We start from the raw sequence: 21,366 nt of genomic DNA on the forward strand, positions 1-21,366 counted from the left end.
CCGAACCGCATCGGCTCAGCTCTACGAGGCAGCGGAGCGAACTCTGTACGCGCAGCGCCGTGCGCCCGTCGGGATATGTTCGATCCGCTCGACGGAAACGTCGGGCCCCAACACCGCACGGAAGATCGCGAGCTCCGAGCGGCACAGGCCCTGGCAGGCGCTGGCCGCAGCACAGATCGGGCAATGATTTTCGATGAGCAGGAAGCGGCCATGCCCCTCCTCGACTACGCTCCCCATGTAGCCCTCCCGGCTCCGGATATCCGCAAGAGCCTGGAGCCTTCGCTTGAGCGGACCGCCTTCCCCGAGCGCATCCCGATAAGCGGTGAGGCTGGCGCTCTCGCGATGGCCGATGAGTTGTTCCAGGCCGGCCTCACCGAAGACGGAGCAGGCTATCGATCAGGATGACGTCGCCCTGGCGCGCCAACTCGCCGGTTCAAATGAACTGTTTTGATAGCTTCAGGCCCTGGCCCTGGTAGTTGGATTTGATCTGCTGCCCATACAGCTTGTCCGGTGTTTCGATCATGTCTTCAAAAATTAAAGTTCCAACTCTCTGGCCGTGATCGAGCATGAACGGAACGTCATGACTCCTGATTTCAAGAACAACCTTACTGCTGTTACTTGCATTAAACTTGGATTTCCCAAAAAATGGATCCAGAAAACCCGCATAATGTACGCGCACCTCCCCGACGGCGGTGTCATACGCTATCATTTCGGCAGCCTCGTCTTCGCCGATCTCGATATCCTCAAGCGAGGCCATGATGTAGAACTCGTCCGGCACAAGGACGAGCTCCCGTCTGCCCGGACGGCATTGGATTGCCTCCCAGAAATCGTTCCTGTCATACTTTCCAATTTGCTGAAGATCGATCAGGCCGGTGGTTTTGCGCGCCCGATACGCGACGACGCCGCTAGCTGCCGCTCCTTCCAGATCGATCGAAACAGGAAATGTCCGACTGGGGCGCTTAAGGTCAGAAGTGATCTCACGAAACCGCAGTTGGTTAAGTGAATCGCCGACCCGCGCAATCACGGGAAAGGAGCGTGGCACGACCTCAGCGAAGAGCGAGCCAGAATAGCCAGCGGGAATTTCATCGAAAGCGGTCCCGCAATCTGCGATGAGGCGAACGAAGATATCCAGCCTGCCAGACGAGCTTTTAGGGTTAGCGCGGGCACTGGTGCGTTCATCGAGGCGCAGACTCTCCTGAAGCGGAATAATGTGAACGCAATTCCGTTCGAGGACCTGAGGCTTCGTCAAGTCCACCTCATGCGTTGCAAGATCACTCAAGCGCTGAGCGACTGAATTTCCTTTACCCGGTAGGAAGCTGGTGGGAACGCGATAAGCCCGATCCCCCAAGCGAAGATCTAGGCTTGCCGGCTGGATCGCGGCCTCGCTGATCGGCGCACTGGAGCTGATGATGCCCGCTTCAATAGCTCGCCGGATCCACTGCGACGGCCAAATTCCAAAATTCATCGTTTCTCACACCGAAAGAGTCTGGCTGATATCTACATACAACGGCAGGCTCAAGCCGCCACCGTCCTCGTCGTCCACAGTGTCTTTCCTATGTCCGCTGCAGCGGCGGGGACGGTCTTGGATTCGATAAGGGCTCGGATCATGAAGGGTGGGAAGGCGATTTGCCTGATTGCAGATGCACCAGCTCATGACCTCGAGCCTCTACAGCTAAATTCGATGGGAGAGCGGCATCGCGTTCCGCTGGGGATAATCGGTCATAGCTAGCGAAGCGCCCCGCAAAGGCCAAGCATGGGGGATGCGCGGCAGATGCGAGGCAGCGGGTTACCCACGCCAGAATCGCTGCGTCACCGCATTGACGCTGGCGCCGGCAGGCCGATAACACATCAACACGATAGAGCCGCGATCGGCCGAGGCGGAGCCTTTCCATGTATCAGGCACAGACGCATGGCGTGCGTGTGAGCGCGGCGCCAAGCTTCATGGATGGAGAATCCTCGCATGCGCAGGGCCGGTATTTCTGGGCCTATGCGATCGAGATCGTGAACCTCTCGACGCTGACCGTGCAGTTGATGACCCGGCACTGGTTCATCACCGACGGACGCGGCGAGGTCCATGAAGTCCGCGGCGAGGGCGTGGTCGGCAAGCAGCCGGTGCTGCGGCCGGGCGAGAGTTTCAACTACACCTCGGGTTGCCCGCTGACGACGCCTGACGGTTCGATGCACGGTTTCTACGCCATGCAGGATGAGAACGGCACGATCTTCGATGTCGAGGTGCCGCTCTTCCCGCTCGATTCCCCTTATGTGAAGAAGGTTCTGCATTGACCGCCTCCGCTCAAGCCGGGCAGCGCTACACGCCGCTCGAAATGCTCGCCCGCCTCGTCGCCTTCGACACGGTGAGCGACAAGTCCAACCTGCCGCTGATCGATTTCGTCGAGGACTACCTCGCCGGCTGGGGCGTCTCCAGCGTGCGCTTCCCCAATGAGACCGGCGACAAGACGGCGCTGTTCGCGACCGTGGGCCCGCAGGATCGCGGCGGCGTCGTCCTCTCCGGCCATACCGACGTGGTGCCGGTCGCCGGCCAGGCCTGGAGCCGCGACCCGTTCACGCTGCATGTCGAGGACGGCAAGGCCTATGGCCGCGGCGCCGTCGACATGAAGGCCTTCGTCGCGCTGGGGCTGGCGCTGGTGCCGGACTTTTTGGCGGCGAACCTCAAGACGCCGATCCATCTCTTCCTGTCCTATGACGAGGAGGTGACCTGCCTCGGCGTGGTCGACGGCATCAATGCCATGGGCAAGAGCCTGCCGCGGCCGCGCGCCGTCATCGTCGGCGAGCCGACCATGCTCGACATCTGCGACGCGCATAAGGGCGTGCGGACCTTCCAGACCGTGGTGAAGGGGTTCGCAGCGCATTCCTCCAAGCCGCAGCTCGGCGCCAGCGCCGTCCATGCCGGCGCCCTGCTCGCCGCCGAGCTCGACCAGATGGCGGAGGACGCCAGGCAGCGGCCGGATACGAGCGGCCGCTTCGACCCGCCTTATGACACCATCCATATCGGCACGTTCCACGGCGGCATCGCTCGCAACATCCTCGCCGATCGCAGCGAGATCCTCTGGGAGATCCGGACGGTGCCGAGCTCCGATCCCGAGGCCGGCCCGGCCCGTTTCGCGAAGACGGCCGAGAAGGTGCTGTCGCGGATGCGCTCGACCGCGCCAAGTTCCGCGATCGAGACGCAGATGACCTCGGACGTGCCGGGGCTGGCGCCCGATCCGGGCTCCGAGGCCGAGCGGCTCGCCATGCGGCTTTCGGGGCGCAACCACACGATCGCGGTCGCCTATGCCACCGAGGCCGGGCATTTCCAGCAGGCGGGGCTTGCGACCGTGGTCTGCGGCCCCGGCTCGATCGACCAGGCGCATCAGCCGGACGAGTACATCACGCTGGAGCAATTGGCCGCCGGCGAGGCCTTCATGCGCAAGCTGATGGCGGAGTGCCAGGCGGGCTGAGGCGCGTCATGCTCGGGCTTGCCCCGAGCATCTCGAGACAAGAAGCCTCCCGCGCTTTTCCGGCATGAGATTCTCGGGTCGTGGCTTCGCGACGCCCGAGAATGACGGGCGGCTTACTCGCCCGCCGACAGCCCGTCCTCGACCTCGGCCGGATCGAACGAATAGCGCCGCGAGCAGAATTCGCAGGTGACGCCGAGCTTGCCATCATCCGCGATCATCGCCCGGCGATCCTCGGGCGCAAAGCCGCGCAGCATCGCGAGCACGCGCTCGCGCGAGCAGCGGCAGTCCTCGCGCACGAGGACCGGCTCGAAGACGCGGGCGCCGCGCTCGTGGAAGAGGCGGTAGAGCAGGCGCTCGCTCTCCAGCGTCGGGTCGAGCAGTTCGTGATCCTCGACCGTCTCGACCAGCGAGCGCGCCTCCATCCAGGCATCGTCGGCGATGCCGTCCGGATCGCCCTTGGCGAGGATATCGTGTCCCTCGGGTGCATCGCCCGGGTGCATGTCCGCAGCGCGTAGGCGATCCGCCGAGTGCGGCATGAACTGGACGAGGATGCCGCCGGCGCGCCATTGCGGCCGCCCGCCCGTGGTGACGGTGCCGACGCCAAGCCGGACATGCGTCGGGATCTGCTCGGACTGGCGGAAATACTGGTGTGCGGCCTCTTCCAGGCTTTGGCCCTTCAGCGCGACGATGCCCTGATAGCGGGTCGTGGCCGAGCCCTGGTCGACGGTCATGGCGAGATGGCCCTCGCCGAGAAGTTCACCGCTCGAGACCTTGCCGAGCGCGATCGCCTCGACGAGCTTCGCCTCGACGATATGGGCGACGGCCCGGAAATTGTCGGGCGCGTTGAAGTCGACGACCATCATCGGGATGGCGCCGTCGCTCTTGGTCTGGAGCTGGAAGCGGCCCTCGAACTTGAGCGCCGTGCCGAGCAGGACGGTGAGCGCCGCGGCCTCCCCGAGCACGCGCGAGACCGGCTCCGGATAACCATGGCGATCGAGGATCGCATCGATCGCCGGACCCAGCCGCACGACGCGGCCGCGCACGTCGAGATCGGGCACGGCGAAGGGGATGACCCGGTCGTCGAGCCCGGCAGCGCTCATGCTGTCGTCGACGGCCATCAGGCCGCCGCTCCGCCGAAGCACCAGGCGAGGATGCCCTTCTGTGCGTGCAGGCGGTTCTCGGCCTCGTCGAAGACGGCCGATTGCGGGCCGTCCATGATCGCGTCCGTGACCTCCTCGCCGCGCGAGGCGGGAAGGCAATGCATGAAGATCGCGTCCTTCTCGGCGCGCTCCATCAGCCTGTCGTCGACCTGATAGGGTCGCAGCAGGTTGTGGCGGGTGCCTTCATTGTCATCGCCCATCGAGACCCAGCAATCGGTGATGACGCAATCGGCGCCCTCGACCGCTTCCTCGGGGCGATTGGTCAGCTTGATGCGGGCGCCCTGTTTTTTGGCCCAGGCGATCAGGGCCGGCGGGGGGCTGAGCTCCTCCGGCGTCGCGACGGACAATTCGAAATCGAGCCGGCCGGCCGCGTGGACCCAGGAGGTCAACACGTTGTTGGTGTCGCCGGTCCAGGCGATGCGCTTGCCCTCGATCGCGCCCTTGCGCTGCTCGAAGGTCATGACGTCGGCCATGACCTGGCAGGGATGCTGGCGCTTGGTCAGGCCGTTGATCACCGGGACGGTGGCGTATTTCGCCATCTCGACCAGCGAATCGTGATCGAGGATGCGGATCATGATCGCATCGACATAGCGCGAGAGCACGCGGGCGGTGTCCGCGATGGTCTCGCGCTCGCCGAGCTCGATCTCATGGCCGGCGACCATCATCGGCGATCCCCCGAGCTCGCGGATGCCGACATCGAAGGAGACGCGGGTCCGTAAGGACGGCTGCTCGAAGATGGTCGCGATGACCTTGCCCTCGAGCAGGCGGTCGCTAGCGGCTGCGGGCGTACGGCGTCGCGCCTTGATCTCCTCGCCCGTGCGCAGGATGGCGCGCAGCTCGTTGCCGGAGAAATCGGAGAGATCGAGGAAATGGCGCGTCACGGGCGCTTCCTTCGCTTCGCTGGTGGGGGTCTGGGGGTGAACTTATTCGGCGGCCGGGCGCTTCAGCGCGGCTTCGACCGCGCCCGCCGTCTTGTCGAGACGCGAGACGGCCTCCGCGACATCGGCCTCGGTGATGATCAGCGGCGGCAGCAGGCGCACGACATTGTCGCCGGCGCCGACGACCAGCAGGCCATGGGCGCGGGCTTCGTTGACGAAGTCGGTGTTGAGCGTGTGCAGCTTCAGGCCGAGCATCAGGCCCTCGCCGCGGATCTCCTGGATTACATCCGGATGCTTGTCCTTGAGCTCGGCCAGCGACTGCTTCAGCCGGAGCGCGATCTGGCCGACATTCTCGATGAAACCGGGCGCCAGCACCACGTCGAGCACGGCATTGCCGACCGCCATGGCGAGCGGATTGCCGCCGAAGGTGGTGCCATGCGTGCCGAGCGTCATGCCGGATGCCGCTTCCTCGGTCGCGAGACAGGCGCCCATCGGAAAGCCGCCGCCGATGCCCTTGGCGATCGACATGATGTCCGGCGCGACGCCGTATTTCTCATGCGCGAAGAACTTGCCGGTGCGGCCGACGCCGGTCTGGATCTCGTCGAAGATCAGCATCAGGCCGTGCTCGTCGCAGAGATCGCGCAGCAGCTTGAGGAAGCGGGCCGGCACCGAGCGCAGGCCGCCCTCGCCCTGGATCGGCTCGATCATCAGCGCGGCCGTCTCAGGCGTGATCGCGGCGCGCAGCGCCTTCTCGTCGTCGAACGCTACCTGGTCGAAGCCATCGACCTTGGGGCCGAAGCCGTCGATGTATTTCTGCTGGCCGCCGGCGGCGATGGTTGCCAGCGTCCGGCCGTGGAAGGCACCCTCGAAGGTGATGATGCGATAGCGCTCGGGATGGCCCTTCGCGGCATGGTATTTCCGCGCCATCTTGATGGCGCACTCGTTCGCCTCTGCGCCTGAATTGGTGAAGAAGACACGCTCGGCGAAGGTCGCCTCGCAGAGGCGGCGGGCCAGCCGCTCGCCATCAGGCGCGCCATAGAGGTTCGAGGTGTGCCAGATCTTGCCGGCCTGCTCGGTCAGCGTCTTGACGAGATGCGGATGGGCGTGGCCGAGCGCGTTGACCGCGATGCCGGCGCCGAAATCGAGATAGCGGGTGCCGTCGGCCGTGATCGCCCAGGGACCCTCGCCGCGCTCGAAGGCGACGGGGGCGCGGGCATAGGTCGGGACAAGCACGGACTGGCTGGCGGAAACAGGGGCGGGAGCCATGGGACGAAGATCCTCGCGAAGGGGACGGGGTGAGAAACGGATTGGCGCTGGACGGAGAACGACGATCCGGGGTGGATGCTGCAGGATGCAGCCATGATACGACCCGGCGGCGACGTTATCGTCGCGCCCAGCTCCCGATCTCTCGTCGCGCCGTCATCCGCATCGTCGGAACCTTGATCCGCCAAACATAAGCGCCGCCCGAGCGGGGCGGCGTCACCTTGTGGATAAATATGCTTAAGGAGGCCGCGGCTGTCAATTCAATGCGGCGGGGACAGTGTTGCCGAAAGGATTCGCTTGACCGCGCATTGGCGAATCGCCTGGGGAAAAGCCGAATTCCGATTCGCCGACTCTTGTTCGCGAGTCACCGCAGCTTGTATGGTCGACTTCGTCAGATACGACATTTCGTGCGGCGCCTCCTGTACCGTCTGTTGCGGCAGCAACGGCCTTGTCCTCGTGACAGAGCCGCCGGTCCCGGATTCCGTCACGAAGCGCCCTTAAAGGCCGAACCCGCAAGGGATCGGCCGGACAAGACAGGTGATGCGGATGAACGAAGCCGGAGCATGGACGGAAGAGCGCGTCGAGCTGCTCAAGAAGCTCTGGAGCGATGGGCTGAGCGCCAGCCAGATCGCCGCCGAGCTGGGCAGCGTCACGCGCAACGCGGTGATCGGCAAGGTCCACCGCCTCGGCCTTTCGGGCCGGGCCAAGAGCGCGGCACAGCCGGCCGCGCCGCGCAGCAACGCACCCCGCAAGGCCCCGGCGCGCTCGCCGAGCCATCCGATGGCCGGGGCTGCCTCCGCGCCGACGCGCGGCGCCCATGCGCTCGCGCCCGACTTCGCCGTCGAGGTGGAGAGCGCGGTCGAGGCGTCGCCGCTGCCCTCCGAGGACGTGGTGATCCCGTTCTCGGAGCGCGTCACCATCATGGACCTGCGCGAATACATGTGCCGCTGGCCGATGGGCGACCCGACGACCCCGGAGTTCCGTTTCTGCGGCGCGCGTTCGCAGACCGGCCTGCCCTATTGCAGCCACCACGCCCGCATCGCCTATCAGCCTGCCGCCGACCGCCGGCGCGACCGGAGCAAGGCCCGGGCCTGATCTGGATTCGGAGCGTCGAACAAAGAAAACCGGCCGAGAGGCCGGTTTTTTATTGCCTGATAGAAGGGCACGTCATGCTCGGGCTTGTCCCGAGCATCTCGAGACGAGAGAGGCTCCGGTATCATTTCCGGGAAGAGATTCTCGGGCCTGCGCTTCGCTCCGCCCGAGAATGACGGCCCATGCCCAGACTCCTCACAACCTCCGTTTCTTCTCCAGCGAGCGGCTCCAGCGCGAGAGCGCGAAACAGATCAGCCAGTAGATCGCCCCCGAGAAGACATAAGCCTCCATGTTCATGCCGACCCAGTTGGGATCGGCAAGCGACGCCTGGGCGATGCCGAGCAGGTCAAGGATCGAGACGACCAGCACCAGCGTCGTGTTCTTGATCAGCGCGATGAACTCGTTGGTCATCGCCGGCAGCGAGATGCGTAGAGCCTGCGGCAGCACGATCAGGCCGGTCGCCTTCCAGTAGTTGAGGCCGAGCGCGGTCGCCGCCTCGCGCTGGCCCCTGGGCAGGGCCTGCAGGCCGCCGCGCACCGCTTCCGCCATATACGCGGCGATGACGAAGCCCAGCCCGATCACGGCGCGCGCCAGCCGGTCGATGCCGATGCCGCCGGGCAGGATCAGCGGCAGCAGCAGCGACGCCAGGAAGATCACCGCGATGATCGGCACGCCGCGCCAGAACTCGATGAAGATGACACTGATGAGCCGGATGATCCTGAGCTCCGATTGTCGGCCGAGCGCGAAGAGGATGCCGAGCGGGATCGCGATCAGGCTCGCATAGATCGAGATGAACAGGGTCAGCATCAGGCCGCCCCATTCGCGCGTCTCGATATCACGCAAGCCGAAACCGCCGGAGAGCAGCCAGATGCCGAGCGGCGGCAGGACGACGAGCATGGCGAGGCCGAGCTTCAGCCTGAGACGCTGCGGTGCCAGGACCACCGCCGCGATCCCCAGCACGAAGGCGATCCCGGCGATATCGACGCGCCAGCGCTGGTCGACAGGATAGAGCCCGTACATGAACTGGCCGAAGCGGGCGCGGATGAAGACCCAGCAGGCACCGCCGGGCGCGCAATCGGCCCTGGTCGAGCCGACCCAGGTCGCATCGATCACAGCCCAACGGATCAGCGGGACGGCGACCCAGGCCATGAGGACGATCAGCACCACCGAGGTGAAGCCAGTGAAGGGCGTGCCGAACAGGCGCTCGCGCCAAAGGGAGAGGGAGGAGGTGCGGGTCATCGCGTCACCAGGGCGATGCGGGCGTTGTACCAGTTCATCAGCGCCGACACCGCGAGCCCGATGACGAGATAGACCGCGAGCGTCATGGCGATGATCTCGATCGCCTGACCGGTATTGTTGAGCGCCGAGCCCATGAACAGGCTGACCACGTCGGGATAGGCGATCGCCGCGCCGAAGGACGAGTTCTTGAGCACGTTGAGATACTGGTTGGTCAGGGGCGGGGTCATCACCCGCAGCGCCTGCGGGATGATGACGAGGCTCAGAATCCGGCCGGGACGCAGGCCCAGCGCCGAAGCGGCCTCGCTCTGGCCCTTGGCCACGGATTCGATGCCGCCGCGCACGATCTCGGCGATGAAGCCGGCGGTATAGGTGACGAGCGCAGCGAGCAGCGCGACGAATTCAGGGATGACGACGAAGCCGCCGCGATAGTTGAAGCCGCGCAGCACCGGAATGTCCCAGCGCGTGGCGAGGCTGGCCCAGGCGATCGCGAGCGCTGGCACCACCACGATCAGCCCGATGCCGATGGCGAGAAGCGGCGCGTCCTGCCCGGTGCGCTCCTTGCGGCGGCGCGCCCAGGCGCTGGCCAGCCAGTAGCAGAGCCAGGAGACCAGGACCGCCAGCGCCGCCCAGCGGAAATTGTCGGGTGCATCCGGCAGCGGGATGGTGATGCCGCGGTTGTTGAGGAAGGCAACGCCGAACAGGCCGATGCTCTGGCGCGGCTGCGGCAGGGCGGCGATGACACCGAAATACCAGAACAGCACGAAGAACAGCAGCGGGATATTGCGGACGAACTCGACATAGGCGCCGGCGATGGTCGAGAGCAGCCAGTGCGAGGACAGCCTGGCAATGCCGAGCGCGAAGCCGAGCAGCGTCGCCAGCACGATGGCGATCACCGTCACCAGCATGGTGTTGGCGACGCCGACCCAGAACAGGGCGAGGATGTTGTCGGCCTGCGTATAGTTGGTCAGGACGAAGGGGACCTCGATGCCCGAGGTGCGCCAGAGGAAGTCGAAGCCCGAGGCGATGCCGGCCTTCACCATGTTCTCCGAGGCGTTGCGCACGAAGAATACGGCGAGGCCGACGAGCAGCAGGATCAGGGCGATCTGGTAGAACCAGTCCCGGACGCGCTTGTCGTTGATGAAGGATAGGAAGCTGTTCACGACCACCTCGATCGAGGTTCGCGGACGTCATTCCCGGGCTTGACCCGGGAATCTCGTGACGCTTGGGCTGAATTCCGAGATGGCCGGGTCAAGCCCGGCCATGACGAGCCTTCACTGTTCTCACTGGAAGGGCGGGGTGAAGAGCAGGCCGCCCTTGGTCCAGAGCTGGTTCTGGCCGCGCTCCATCTTCAGGTTCGAGCCCATGCCGACGGTGCGCTCGTAGCTCTCGCCGTAGTTACCGACCTGCTTGATGACGTTGTACATCCAGTCGTTCGAGAGCCCCATCATCGCGCCGAAGCCGCCCTCGGCGCCGAGCAGGCGGCGGACTTCCGAATTCTTGGAGTTCGCCTTCATCTCGTCGACGTTCTTGGAGGTGACGCCGAGCGCCTCCGCCGCGATGGTGCCGTTCAGCACCCAGCGCACGATGAGCTGCCAGCGCTCGTCGCCCCAGCGCGTCACCGGCCCCTGCGGATCGTTCGAGATCGGCTGGGTCAGGATGATGTGCTCCTCGGGGTTCTTGAGCTTGGCGCGCTGGCCGGCGAGCGCGCCGACGCCGGCGGTATAGGCGTCGCAGCGGCCCGCGTCATAGGCGGCGATGGCGTCGTCGTTCTTCTGGAAATTGGTGATGGTGGTCTTGAGGTTGCGCTCGCGGAACCAGTCGGCGGCGTTCTTCTCCTCGGTCGAACCGGCAGCGACGCAGACCGAGGCGCCGTCGAGATCCGCCGCCGTCTTGGCATTGGCCGACTTGCGGACGATGAAGGTCTGGCCCTCGTAGAAATTGATGCCCTGGAAGTTGAGGCCGAGCGTCGCGTTGCGCGAGAAGGTGATGGTCGAGTTGCGCGCGAGCACATCGACCTGGCCCGATTGCAGGATCGGCCAGCGCTGCTGCACCGAGGTCGGCGTGTATTTCACCTTGTTGGCATCGCCGAGCACCGCAGCAGCCAGCGCCTTGCAGTAATCGACATCGAGCCCGCTCCACTCGCCCTTGTCATTGGCGAAGGAGAAGCCGGGCAGGCCGAGATGCACGCCGCATTCGAGATTGCCGCGCGCCTTGACGGCGTCCAGCGTCGGGCTCGGCGCGAGCTGCTGCGCCTGCGCCATCGAAGTTCCCGCGGCCAGCAAAAACGCCGCTCCCAAGATTCTGATCGTCATATCCGTCTCCCCGAGGCCGTCAGCAGCCTTCTGTGTTGCAAAGCGACTATGCAACAGGAGCAAGGAAAGCGGTAGCGGCGGAAATGCCAATCCGCGTCAGTTGCCGAAGATCGTGTTGAGCTGGCTGCCGACCATGATGAAGGTCGTGCGCTTCGACATCTCCTTCAGGCGCACCGCGCCGATATAGGTCATCGCCGAGCGCACGCCGCCCATCAGTTCCTGCATCGTGCCCTCGACCGGGCCGCGATAGGGCACCTCGACGGTCTTGCCCTCGGAGGCCCGGTACTTGGCAACGCCACCGGAATACTTGTTCATCGCCGTGTCCGAGGACATGCCGTAGAAGGTCATCGCGACCGGCACCGTCTCGCCGTCGCGCTCCTCGTAGCGGATCTCGCCCTCGCATTCGTCATGGCCGGCGAGCATGCCGCCCATCATCACGAAATCGGAGCCGCCGCCATAGGCCTTGGCGACGTCGCCCGGCACGGTCAGGCCGCCATCGCCGCAGACGAAGCCCTTCAGGCCATGGGCCGCGTCCGCGCATTCGATGATGGCGGAGAGCTGGGGATAGCCGACGCCGGTCATCTTGCGGGTGGTGCAGACCGAGCCCGGCCCGATGCCGACCTTGACGATATCGGCCCCGGCGAGGATCAGCGCCTCGGTCATGTCGCCGGTGACGACATTGCCGGCCATGATCGCCGCATCCGGGAAGTCTGCGCGCGTCGCCTTGACCGTGTCGACGAATTTCTCGGTGTAGCCGTTGGCGACATCCAGGCAGATCTTGGTGATCGGCGAGCGGGCGTGGACGGCCTTGAGCTTGTCATGGTCGGAATCGGTCGTGCCCAGCGAATAGAAGGCATTGGCCGAGCCCGGCTCGCGGAAGAAGGCGATCAGCTCCTCGGCGCTGTAATGCTTGTGCAGGGCGACCATGGCGCCGTGCTTCAGGAGCGCACGGGCCATCGCCATGGTGCCGACGACGTCCATGTTGGCGGCGATCAGCGGAAAACCCTTCCACTCCTTGCCGGTATGGGCGAAGCGGAACGAGCGCTCGACATCGACCTCGGCGCGGCTGCCCAGCGTCGAGCGCTTCGGGCGGATCAGCACGTCGCGGAAATCGAGCTTCGGATCGTTTTCGATGCGCATGATCGGGCCTCTGGATCTCGCTGTCGCGGGGCCGAGGCCCGGCGGCCGCACGCGGAGAGGCGTGCGCCGATTCATAGCCCCTGGGGCGGGACCGGCGCAATCCCGGCGCTCAGGCCGCGGCTGGCGGCGGTGCCGTCGTGCGGGCGTTCTTGCGGATCGTATAGAGCGTCGCGCCGATGACGATAGCGGCGCCGAGCCAGGTGGTGAGCGCCGGAATCTCGGCGAAGAAGACGAAGCCGGTGAAGCTCGCCAGCAGCAGGCGGCTGAAATCGAGCGGCGCCAGCGCCGCCGCCTCGCCGACCTGATAGGCGCGGGTGATCAGCCATTGCCCGGCGGTACCGAAGACGCTGAGCGTGATCAGCCAGAACCATTGATTGGGCGTCGGCATCTGCCACCACGCCCAGGTCGGTACCGCCAGCAGCACGATCAGCACGATGCCCTGATAGAGCAGGATCGTATCGGTGCGCTCGCTCGCGGCGAGCTTGCGGACGCTGACCGTGATGGCGGCGCCGCAGATCGCACCGGCGACAGCGAGCATCGCATAGATGTCCAGCCCCTCCGAGCTCGGCCGCAGCATGATCAGCACGCCGACGAACCCGATCGCCGTCGCCGTCCAGCGTCTGATATCGACGACCTCCTTGAGAACGAGGACCGCCGCGATGGTGACGAACAAGACCTGGCTGAAGCCGATCGCCGTCGCCTGGGCAAGCGGGATTTTGACGACCGCCGTGAAGCCGCACAGCATGGATAAAAGCGTGACCACGCTGCGGAAGACCTGCAGGCCGAGCCGGTCGGTATGGAGCGCCCGCCGCAGGCTGCCGGCGGCGAAGAGCAGCAGGATCGCCGTCATGATCACCTGCCGGATCAGCAGGATCTGCGCGAGCGGGATGGCCTGTCCGACATGCTTGATGCCGGCGACCATCACCGCATAGACAAGCAAGGCGGCGAGCATGAAGACCGAACCGCGCAGATTCGGGCTCGCGCCGCGCCACCAGTAGCGCAGGCGCTGCCTGCGGGTTTCCAGCCAGCCGAGCCGGCCTGCCTTCGCGCCACCCGATGGCTCGGCCTCGACGATCGGAACGGAGGCGGAAGATCCGGGCGCCGGAGGCGCGGACGCGGCCGGCTCGTGCCAGGGAGCATCGCCCTCGAACCCCGGCCGACCCTGCCGGCCGGACTGCCGTTCCTCGCTCATCACCCTCAACCAGTGGTCGGCGGCCGATGGCCGGCGCGGCATTTCATCCCTTGCCGCAAATCATTGAGGAAACGCGGCAATTCGGCCAATGACAATGCGACATGGCCGCGTTGTTCCGGCCGCGCGACGCGCAGGGGCGACATACCCGGCGCGGACTGTGCAAGGCGGCGAACAGCCTCTAGGAGGAACCTGAAAGGGACCTGCCGCTTGACGCTTCGAGACCGCCCCTCTTCCCGCCTCCGGGCGGCCTTGGAAACCGACCGGCCGATCCGGCACGGCGGCATCGGCCGATGAAGGCCGTGTTCGACGATTTCCTGGACGGCCTCAAGGCGTTCGCCCCCAACCGCTTCCCCTATCGCCGTTTCGCGCTGGCGCTCGCGCTCGGCGGGCTCGGCGGCTGGCTTTTCGTGCAGGCCAAACTGCCCCTGCCCTGGATGCTGGGCTCGATGGTGTTCTGCACCGTCACCGCGCTGGTCAACCTGCCGGTCGCCGCTCCAGCGGTGATCCGCCCGCCGATGACGGCGGTGATCGGGGTGATGCTCGGCGCCTCGTTCAAGCCGGAGGTGGTCTCGCAGATGCCGAACTGGCTGCCGACGCTAGCCGGGCTCGTGCTGTTCATGGTCGCCTGCGGGCTCTGTTGCGTCAGCTATTTCCGCCGCGTCGCCGGGTTCGACCCGGTCACGGCCTTCTTCTCGGGCATGCCGGGCGGCCTGATCGAGATGGTCACGGTCGGCGAGGAAAAAGGCGGCGATGCCCGCATCATCGCGCTGATCCATTCGGCCCGCATCCTGCTCGTGGTGATGACGCTGCCCTTCATCGTGCAATGGATCGGCGGCGTCACGCTGAGCGGCGGGCGCGTCGCTGGCCCTTCCATCACGCAGACGCCGCTCGGCTCGGAACTCTGGCTGATCGGCTGCGGCATCGCCGGCGTCATCGTCGGCCACTGGCTGCGGATGCCCGCGAAATACCTGCTCGGCCCGATGCTGGTCAGCGCGATCGTGCATGTCACCGGCCTGAGCGCCGCGATGCCGCCCTCGGAGATCGTCAATGCGGCGCAGCTCGTGCTGGGCGTGACGATCGGTTGCCGCTTCGTCGGCACGGCGCCGCGCATCATCCTGCGGGTGCTGCTGCTTTCGGTCGGCTCGACCATGATCCTGCTGGCGCTGACGCTGGGCTTCGCCTGGCTCGTCGCGCTGCTATCCGTGCACGGCCATGTCCCGCTGATCCTGGCCTATTCGCCGGGCGGCCTCGCCGAGATGAGCCTGATCGCGCTGGCGCTCCATACGGAGGTCGCCTTCGTTGCGGCCCATCACATCATCCGCGTCTTCCTGGTGATGGTCTCGGCCGGGCCGATCTTCGGCCTGATCGGCCGCCGGGACCGCAAAGCCGCAGCGGAATAGCCGCCCTTTAGCATCGGATAGATCATCGTTACCGCGTGCTATCGGACGCGCGATGATCTACGCCACGGCGACGGCAAGCCCACGCGCGAGCCCCTCCGCCAGCGCCACGCGCTGCCCCTCCATGAAGGCGGCGCCATCGATGCGCTGCCGATCGCCGGCACGGATCGCGGCGACGCGCTCCGTCACCGCCCGGGCGAAATCCGCCGCCGTATCGGCAGGGGTGAAGTTGGCCGGCAGCGTCGTGAAGCCGCGACAGGACAGAGCGGTCGCGACCGCCGGCAGGCCGAGCTGCATCGCCTCGATCGTCTTGAGCTGCACGCCGGTACCGGCCCGGCTCGACAGGGCAATCAGCCGGCAGGAGTGCAGGAAATGCTCCGCCGAGGGCACGCGCCCGACGAGCGTCACGTTCAGCGGCGTCCGCAATTCGGGCGGCACCCGGCCGGCAATCGCGACGCGGATTCCATCGGGCAGCAGTGGGCAGACCTCCTGGAGGAACCATTCCAGGCCGATCAGGTTCGAGCCCCAGGTCCAGGTGCCGATCAGGCCGACATCGAAGGCCGGCGCCTCGCCGAGATCGCCGGGTGGAGCTGCGGCTGGGCCATGGGAGGAGACCAGCGGCAGGGCGCAGGATTTCTCCCGATAGGCGGGGCCGAGCGCCTGCCGGTCCTCTTCCGCGAGCGTCCAGATGAAGCGCGCCTCGTCCCAGAGCCGTCGCTCCAGCCGCTCCAGCAAGCCCGCCTCGCGCCGGTAGAGCCGGCGCAACAGCAGGCTTTCGGCATGATCGGCGTTCTGACCGGCCGAAACATGCTCGATATTGTGCTCGACGAGGATGCAGGGCGCGAGCCGCAGCAATTCCGGAAAAGCACCCGGCAACATGACGGAATTCAGGATCAGCGCGTCGAAAGGCCCGTGAGCCCGGACGGCTTCGACGAGGCGGCCCGCTCCGGCGAGCCTGAGCTTCGCGCAGGCAACCGGCAAGCCGAGCCGCACGGCGGCCGCCAGCCAGCGCAGCTTCTGCGCCGTCGGCACCACCGCGTTCTCGATATCGGCCTCGGCGACCACGACCGCCTGCTCCGGCTCGGCCGGAACCTCGCCGGGGCGCAGGAAGCCGATCGCCGTGACCTCGTGCCCGGCCGCGCGCAACGCCGAGAGGATCGCCGCATTGGCGATCTCGAAGCCGGTATCCGGCCGGGCGACGGGAATGAGCGAGGTCAGGAAAGCAAGACGCAAGGCGGAAAGCTCGTCGACAGGTGGTAACTCCACTCGTCCCATTGGCCGGGCAGGTCAAGCTGCGCCGTCGGCTATGATCAATAGGACTTGGCGGGATCGGCCGCTCTTTCGGCGAAGGCGGACACCGAACCTTAAGCTGCCGCAGCCTAGCTTGCGGGCCGATGACCATGGCCAGCCAGACAGCCCAGAGCACGCCGGGAGGCGGGCCGGACCACCCCGCCGGGCCGGTCTTCGGCACGCCCGAAAGCTTCGCGGTTGTGGCCGGTTCGGCGCCAGAAGCGCTGGCGGGAATCACGAGCGTCGTCTGCGTGCCGACCTTCAAGCGTCCGGACATGCTGGAAGCGACATTGCGCTCGCTCGCCAGCCAAAAGGGCGGACATGATTTCGCGGTGATCGTGGTCGAGAACGATGGCATCGAGCGCGCCGGAGCGGCCCGCGCCAGTGCCCTGCTCGCGGCGGGGCTGTTCAAGGGCTTCGTGATCGTCGAGCCGCGCCAGGGCAACTGCAAGGCCTATAACGCCGCCTGGCGCTGCGCCCTGACGCGCTTCCCCGCCCTGGAACAGATCCTCGGCATCGATGACGACGAGGAGGCGGAGCCGGGCTGGCTCGATGCCTTCGTCACGGCGGCCCGGACCGCACCGGCAGAGCTGTTCGGCGGCTCGGTCACGCCGGTCTTCACTGACGTCTCGCGCGCCTGGTTGTTAGCGCATCCGGTGTTCCGATCGCATTACAGCGCCTCCGGGCCGGTGCCGATGCTCTATTCGAGCGCGAACTACCTGATCCGGCGCGGCGTACTCGAGAGGCTCGGCTTCCCCTTCCTCGACGAGAGCTTCGATTTCACCGGCGGCGGCGACACCGATTTCTTCACCCGGGCCAAGGCGGCCGGCTTCCGCTTCTGGTGGGTACAGGAGGCGGCGCAGCACGAGACCATGCCGGCGCGGCGCAGCGAATTCGGCTGGATCCATGCGCGTGGCCTGCGCAATGGCGCGATCTCGGCGGCCATCGAGCGGCGGCAGAATCCTGGAACCGCCGGCAGGCTGCGGGTGTTGGCGAAATCCCTGGCTCTGCTCGCCGCGGCCGTCCCGCGCGGACTGGCGCTCGGAATCCGCACCGGTTCCGGGCTGATCGGGCTCTACCATGCGCAGGTCGCGATCGGCCGGTTGATGTCGGAATTCGGCGTCGCCAACGAGCAATACCGCAAGCCCGAGAAGAACTGACCCGGCTTTCGCCGCAGCAGACGCTTCAGGCCGCGTTGATCACGAAGCCGCGCAGCTTGTTCGCGTGGGGCCCGAGCGCCTTCTGCCAGCCTTCTGCCACTGCCTTGGCGGAACCAGCGTCGCGCGCGACCAGAACGATATCGTCGACCGCCTCGGCAAAGCGCCCGATCAGCCCCGCGATCGGCAGGCTGCCGCCATCGACGATCATCGGTCCGAAGCGATGCGCCGCCGCGAACGGCCCTGTCCGCAGCGAGCCCTGCCCTGCCGGCGGCGGGTTTCCGGCCAACGGCAGGAAGGTCAGGCCGGTGCCTTCGTCCTTGAGGATGGCGCGCGCCAGGGCCGCACGCCCGGCCAGCACGTCGCCAAGCCCAAGCAGCGCATCGGCGGCGAAAATCGGGGTCAGGCCATGAGCGCCGTCGCCGGCATCGACGAGCAGCGCCGGCAGACCGGACCGGGCCGCATCCAGCGCGAGATTAAGGGCGAGCGTCGTCGCCCCAGCCTGCGGCTCGACGCCGAGAACAAGGACGCGGCGGCGCTGCTCGCCCCCCGCTGCTCCGGCCAGCGCGAGGCGAATGGCCGAGACGGCCTCGGCGAAACTACCTTGCGGCTTGTCGATGACATCGACCAGATGCGCCTGTCCCTGGAAGACCGAGCGCGCCTCCGCCACACCACGCCGCCAGCGGCGGTTGCGCACGGATGGGATGGTGCCCAGCGTCGGCAGGGCGGCGGACTGGGAGACAGGTTCGGGAGCTGCCTCGAGCACCCTCGCGGGAACGGAGCGGCGTACCGGCTCGGGAGCCGGTTCGGCCGTCGGCGCGGGTTGGCGCGCGGCGTGCTCCGCCTGCCCGCCCTGAATCGCCATGAGACGCCGCCAGCCCGCCGGCCCCAACCCCGTGGAAGCGGCCGGCGACGGTGGCTCCGGCCGCATTGCCGCGGGCTGGGGCGAGGCAGCGGCTGGTGAGGCAGGCCTGGGTGCTGGCCGTGCGCTCTCGGCCGCTTCGGTGGCCACGGCGCGCGGGGCGCGACGCCAGAACGGCTTGGCTTGCGGCGGAGGGGAAGGAGGAGCCGCGGGCGCGGGAGGCGCGGATATCGGCCGCTCCTCCGCAACCGCCTCCGCCGCGACGGGGCGCGGCGCACGGCGCCAGAATGGCTTGCGGGGGCGGGTTTCTCTGCTGGCCGGAGGTCGCGGCACGGCGAACAGGGCGAGGCCCAGCGCCAGCATGGCGCCTGCGCCGCCGCCGCCGAAGGCGCCGAGCATGGCGAGCGTCCGCCGGCTCATGCCGCTCTTTTCGAGCGGCGGCATGGCCGGGCTGATGATGCGGGCATTGGTGGTATCGATGCCGCCGAGCTCGCCGGTCTCGCGGGCACGCTTGAGGAAGGCGTCATAGATGGCGCGCGAGGATTCGACCTCGCGTTCGAGCTCGCGCAGCTGCACCGAGGCGCGGCCGGCGGCGTATTGCCCGGCCGTGAGCTGGTCGACACGGCGGGCGAGCTGGCGCTCGGCCTCGACCGCGCGGTCATATTCCGCCTTGGCGGCGCGGGCGATGCGGGAGAGTTCGTCGGCGATCTGGCGGCGGGCATCGCGCACCTGCGACTGCGACGCGGCCAGTGCCGGGTGACGTGCGCCGAGCGAGGAGACGAGATCCGCCTCGCGCGCCAGCGCCGCGCCGAGCTGGGCGCGCAGCGCGGTCATCGTGTTGGAGGCGACGGCTTCGGGAATCGCGCCGGCCTCGATGTTGGTGGCACGCGTCGCCGTGATCTGGTCGTACTTGGCCTTGGCCTCGGTCGCGCGGGTCCGGGCCGCGACGAGCTGCGTGTTGTTGAGCGACAACTGCTCCTCGCTCAGCGAGCGAGTGCCGACACCGACGATGTTGTTGGCTTCCTTGTATTTTTCCGCCTTTTCCTCGGCGATGCGCAGACGGTTGCGCAGTTCCTCCAGCCGCCCGGTCAGGGCCGTGGTCGCGCGCTGCGCCGCCTCGGATCGGACCGCGGCCTGATCGTCCAGATAGGCCTCGGCCAGCGCATTGGCGATCTTCGCCGCCTTGTCCGGGTCCTGCGCCGTCGCGGAAATGTCGATGACGAAGGTGCGCTCGCCGCGCCGGACGCCGACCGTTCGGTCGAGCGCCGCCAGCGCGTAGAGCGTCGCTTTCGGCGACGGGCCGGTGTCAGTACCCAGCAGGCGGGAGAGGAAGCCGGCCGAGGCTCCGCCGAAATCGGGATCACGATCGAGGTTCAGCCGCTCGACAACCCGCGACTTGATGCTGTCGGAGGCGATCACCCGCGCCTGGCTTTCGAGATAGCCGGTGATCGAGGTCGGGTCGCTGCCAACGGTATTGGGCGAGACGTCGTTCTGGAGCACGCGCAGATCGCGCGGATCGATGAAGAGCTGCGCGGTCGAGACGTATTTCGGCGTCATCAGCAGCCCGGCGAGGATCGCCAGGACAAGACCGAGCACGGCCATCAGCAGGATCAGCCCGCGCCGGCCCCACAGCGTCGCGATGACCCAGACGGGATCGGCGAGACGGGCAAGCTGGGCAGGCATGGCAGAAGCCGGCCGCTCGCGGCGGTCTTGCCCGTGGCGATCCTGCCTGTCCTGTGCTTCGCTCGCTGCCGGCTCGGTTGTGAACATGACGCTACGCTTCACTGTCCCGCATCACACTGTGCCACGCCGGTAGCGTTCGAGCACGGCCATCATCGGCTTCTGCCGATAATCGGCATCAAGCGGCAGGGGCCGGGCGCGGGCGCTGTCCTTGCGCGGGAAAGTCTCGTGAACCCATGAATAGCGATCGGTCAGCCCCCAGGTGACGATCGCCTTCGGCCGCTTGGCCGAGACGACAGCGTCGAGGAAGGTCGAGACCAGGGCGGCGGCGGTCTTGTCGCGCTTCGCGGCATCGGCCGGCAGCTTCCAGTCGATGACGTCGAGCTCGGTGATCTCGACATCGAGGCCGAGCTCGTCGAGATCGCGCATGAAGCGCTGCAGGCCGTCCACGTCGATGCCCTTGTCGGCATAGAGATGCGCCTGCATGCCGACGCCATGCACCGGAATGCCCTTGTCCTTCAGGCGACGGCAGATATCGAGCGCGACCTTGCGGCGCGCGGCGGCGCCGGGAACCGGCTCCTCGAAATGAAAATCGTTGAGGACGAGCCGGGCTTTCGGGTCGACCCGCGCCGCGGTGCGGAAGGCGATGTCGACATGCTCCGGCCCGAGCAGGCGCTGCCAGATCGTGTCGCGCCAGGGACCGCCCTCGGTGGGATCGTATTTGATGACCTCGTTGACCACATCCCAGGTGGCGATCCGCCCCTTGTAGCGATCGACCACGATCTCGATGTGGTTGACGAGCTCGCGCTCGGCCTCGGCCCGCGTCGTCATCTCCCTGGCCCAGTTGGGCAGCGCCTCGCCCCAGAGCAGCGTGTGGCCGCGCAGCGCCTTCCTGTTCGCCTCGGCGAAGGCGACGAGTTCGTCGGCACCGGAGAAATCGAAGCGCGGCCGGTCGTGCCGCAGCGCCTCCCATTTCAGGTCGTTCATCGGCACGATGACATCGCAATAGCGCTTCAGCGCCTCGCGATAGCGCCCGTCCTTGCGGAAAGTGTCGATCTCCGCCGCAGAACCGAACGGGATCGGCCGGGCGCCCGCAAGCGCGGAATCCGTTCCTCCCAGGCTGCCCGCCATCAGGCCGGCCGCGGCTCCGCGCAGCAGGTCGCGGCGCGTCGGCGGCGCCTCATTCCGGTCCGTTTCGGGTTGCTGCTCAGTCAATCGGGACGCTTCCGTATCGTTTAGGGTCGTG

18 protein-coding genes are annotated in these 21,366 nt (G+C 67.0%); 6 read left to right on the forward strand and 12 right to left on the reverse strand.

Annotation, left to right across the window (positions count from 1 at the left end; translation table 11 throughout):
• Positions 1-75: 75 nt before the first annotated feature.
• Complete coding sequence (locus ASE61_RS23450; protein WP_061971072.1) at positions 76-405, forward strand: hypothetical protein; 330 nt, start codon at positions 76-78, stop codon at positions 403-405.
• Between the two features lie 28 nt (positions 406-433).
• Here ASE61_RS23450 and ASE61_RS23455 read toward each other — a convergent pair whose 3' ends face one another.
• Entirely contained in the window at positions 434-1,465 is a 1,032-nt protein-coding gene (locus ASE61_RS23455) for a 2'-deoxycytidine 5'-triphosphate deaminase domain-containing protein (RefSeq protein WP_061971074.1), read from the reverse strand.
• A 425-nt stretch (positions 1,466-1,890) separates the two neighbouring features.
• Here ASE61_RS23455 and apaG point away from each other — a divergent pair, with 425 nt between their 5' ends.
• Together apaG and argE are read left to right on the forward strand one after the other, a co-directional pair.
• Complete coding sequence (gene apaG / locus ASE61_RS23460; protein WP_061971076.1) at positions 1,891-2,283, forward strand: Co2+/Mg2+ efflux protein ApaG; 393 nt, start codon at positions 1,891-1,893, stop codon at positions 2,281-2,283.
• The gene (gene argE, locus ASE61_RS23465; protein WP_061971077.1) at positions 2,280-3,458 is read left to right on the forward strand and encodes an acetylornithine deacetylase; all 1,179 of its coding nucleotides are present in this window, start codon (positions 2,280-2,282) and stop codon (positions 3,456-3,458) included. The genes apaG and argE overlap by 4 nt, the downstream gene beginning before the upstream one ends.
• A 113-nt stretch (positions 3,459-3,571) precedes the next feature.
• Here the strand turns inward: argE and ASE61_RS23470 are convergent, their stop codons facing one another.
• From ASE61_RS23470 to ASE61_RS23480, 3 genes are read right to left on the reverse strand one after another with little or no spacing between them, the layout of a single operon-like run.
• Complete coding sequence (locus ASE61_RS23470; protein ID WP_061971079.1) at positions 3,572-4,576, reverse strand: Hsp33 family molecular chaperone; 1,005 nt, start codon at positions 4,574-4,576, stop codon at positions 3,572-3,574.
• Positions 4,576-5,499 (reverse strand): ornithine carbamoyltransferase, encoded by a 924-nt coding sequence (gene argF / locus ASE61_RS23475; protein WP_061971081.1) that lies wholly within the window; start codon positions 5,497-5,499, stop codon positions 4,576-4,578. The genes ASE61_RS23470 and argF overlap by 1 nt, the downstream gene beginning before the upstream one ends.
• A 42-nt stretch (positions 5,500-5,541) precedes the next feature.
• Complete coding sequence (locus tag ASE61_RS23480) at positions 5,542-6,762, reverse strand: aspartate aminotransferase family protein (RefSeq protein ID WP_061971082.1); 1,221 nt, start codon at positions 6,760-6,762, stop codon at positions 5,542-5,544.
• Between the two features lie 543 nt (positions 6,763-7,305).
• Here ASE61_RS23480 and ASE61_RS23485 point away from each other — a divergent pair.
• Positions 7,306-7,854 carry a GcrA family cell cycle regulator gene (locus ASE61_RS23485; protein WP_061971194.1) on the forward strand — a complete coding sequence of 183 codons (549 nt, stop codon included), beginning with the start codon at positions 7,306-7,308 and terminating at the stop codon, positions 7,852-7,854.
• A gap of 192 nt (positions 7,855-8,046) precedes the next feature.
• Here the strand turns inward: ASE61_RS23485 and ASE61_RS23490 are convergent, their stop codons facing one another.
• From ASE61_RS23490 to ASE61_RS23510, 5 genes are all read right to left on the reverse strand, one after another.
• Positions 8,047-9,090: an amino acid ABC transporter permease gene (locus tag ASE61_RS23490; protein WP_061971084.1), complete on the reverse strand. Its 1,044-nt coding sequence runs from the start codon at positions 9,088-9,090 to the stop codon at positions 8,047-8,049.
• Positions 9,087-10,250 (reverse strand): amino acid ABC transporter permease, encoded by a 1,164-nt coding sequence (locus tag ASE61_RS23495; RefSeq protein WP_082617691.1) that lies wholly within the window; start codon positions 10,248-10,250, stop codon positions 9,087-9,089. The genes ASE61_RS23490 and ASE61_RS23495 overlap by 4 nt, the downstream gene beginning before the upstream one ends.
• 120 nt (positions 10,251-10,370) lie before the next feature.
• A complete protein-coding gene (locus tag ASE61_RS23500; RefSeq protein ID WP_061971088.1) occupies positions 10,371-11,402 on the reverse strand; it encodes an amino acid ABC transporter substrate-binding protein in 1,032 nt (343 codons plus the stop codon).
• 96 nt (positions 11,403-11,498) lie between these two features.
• A complete protein-coding gene (locus tag ASE61_RS23505) occupies positions 11,499-12,542 on the reverse strand; it encodes a GMP reductase (protein WP_061971090.1) in 1,044 nt (347 codons plus the stop codon).
• Positions 12,543-12,651: 109 nt separating this feature from the next.
• Positions 12,652-13,734, reverse strand: a complete 1,083-nt coding sequence (locus ASE61_RS23510) for a DMT family transporter (protein WP_061971091.1) — start codon at positions 13,732-13,734, stop codon at positions 12,652-12,654.
• Between the two features lie 290 nt (positions 13,735-14,024).
• Here ASE61_RS23510 and ASE61_RS23515 point away from each other — a divergent pair, with 290 nt between their 5' ends.
• Positions 14,025-15,134, forward strand: coding sequence for an AbrB family transcriptional regulator (locus tag ASE61_RS23515; protein ID WP_061971093.1), 1,110 nt, complete (start codon positions 14,025-14,027; stop codon positions 15,132-15,134).
• Positions 15,135-15,191: 57 nt separating this feature from the next.
• On the opposite strand, the gene ASE61_RS23520 is transcribed toward ASE61_RS23515, so the two are convergent.
• Complete coding sequence (locus ASE61_RS23520) at positions 15,192-16,364, reverse strand: glycosyltransferase (RefSeq protein WP_061971095.1); 1,173 nt, start codon at positions 16,362-16,364, stop codon at positions 15,192-15,194.
• Positions 16,365-16,531: 167 nt separating this feature from the next.
• Between ASE61_RS23520 and ASE61_RS23525 the strand changes: the two genes are divergently transcribed.
• A complete protein-coding gene (locus ASE61_RS23525) occupies positions 16,532-17,581 on the forward strand; it encodes a glycosyltransferase family 2 protein (protein ID WP_082617692.1) in 1,050 nt (349 codons plus the stop codon).
• Positions 17,582-17,606: 25 nt separating this feature from the next.
• On the opposite strand, the gene ASE61_RS23530 is transcribed toward ASE61_RS23525, so the two are convergent.
• Together ASE61_RS23530 and ASE61_RS23535 are read right to left on the reverse strand one after the other, a co-directional pair.
• Complete coding sequence (locus ASE61_RS23530) at positions 17,607-20,123, reverse strand: Wzz/FepE/Etk N-terminal domain-containing protein (protein WP_162260141.1); 2,517 nt, start codon at positions 20,121-20,123, stop codon at positions 17,607-17,609.
• Between the two features lie 111 nt (positions 20,124-20,234).
• The gene (locus tag ASE61_RS23535) at positions 20,235-21,335 is read right to left on the reverse strand and encodes an endo-1,4-beta-xylanase (protein ID WP_061971098.1); all 1,101 of its coding nucleotides are present in this window, start codon (positions 21,333-21,335) and stop codon (positions 20,235-20,237) included.
• Positions 21,336-21,366: the final 31 nt, after the last annotated feature.

The sequence above is a fragment of the Allobosea sp. Root670 genome (assembly GCF_001429415.1).
Taxonomy (GTDB): Bacteria; Pseudomonadota; Alphaproteobacteria; order Rhizobiales; family Beijerinckiaceae; genus Allobosea; species Allobosea robiniae.

Coding starts and splice junctions, on each gene's coding strand:
- ASE61_RS23500 (WP_061971088.1), bottom strand. CDS start 11,402: ATGACGATCAGAATCTTGGGAGCGGCGTTTTTGCTGGCCGCGGGAACT.
- ASE61_RS23455 (WP_061971074.1), bottom strand. CDS start 1,465: ATGAATTTTGGAATTTGGCCGTCGCAGTGGATCCGGCGAGCTATTGAA.
- ASE61_RS23530 (WP_162260141.1), bottom strand. CDS start 20,123: ATGCCTGCCCAGCTTGCCCGTCTCGCCGATCCCGTCTGGGTCATCGCG.
- apaG (WP_061971076.1), top strand. CDS start 1,891: ATGTATCAGGCACAGACGCATGGCGTGCGTGTGAGCGCGGCGCCAAGC.
- ASE61_RS23505 (WP_061971090.1), bottom strand. CDS start 12,542: ATGCGCATCGAAAACGATCCGAAGCTCGATTTCCGCGACGTGCTGATC.
- ASE61_RS23525 (WP_082617692.1), top strand. CDS start 16,532: ATGGCCAGCCAGACAGCCCAGAGCACGCCGGGAGGCGGGCCGGACCAC.
- ASE61_RS23510 (WP_061971091.1), bottom strand. CDS start 13,734: ATGAGCGAGGAACGGCAGTCCGGCCGGCAGGGTCGGCCGGGGTTCGAG.
- ASE61_RS23470 (WP_061971079.1), bottom strand. CDS start 4,576: ATGGCCGTCGACGACAGCATGAGCGCTGCCGGGCTCGACGACCGGGTC.
- ASE61_RS23515 (WP_061971093.1), top strand. CDS start 14,025: ATGAAGGCCGTGTTCGACGATTTCCTGGACGGCCTCAAGGCGTTCGCC.
- ASE61_RS23450 (WP_061971072.1), top strand. CDS start 76: ATGTTCGATCCGCTCGACGGAAACGTCGGGCCCCAACACCGCACGGAA.
- ASE61_RS23490 (WP_061971084.1), bottom strand. CDS start 9,090: ATGACCCGCACCTCCTCCCTCTCCCTTTGGCGCGAGCGCCTGTTCGGC.
- ASE61_RS23485 (WP_061971194.1), top strand. CDS start 7,306: ATGAACGAAGCCGGAGCATGGACGGAAGAGCGCGTCGAGCTGCTCAAG.
- ASE61_RS23480 (WP_061971082.1), bottom strand. CDS start 6,762: ATGGCTCCCGCCCCTGTTTCCGCCAGCCAGTCCGTGCTTGTCCCGACC.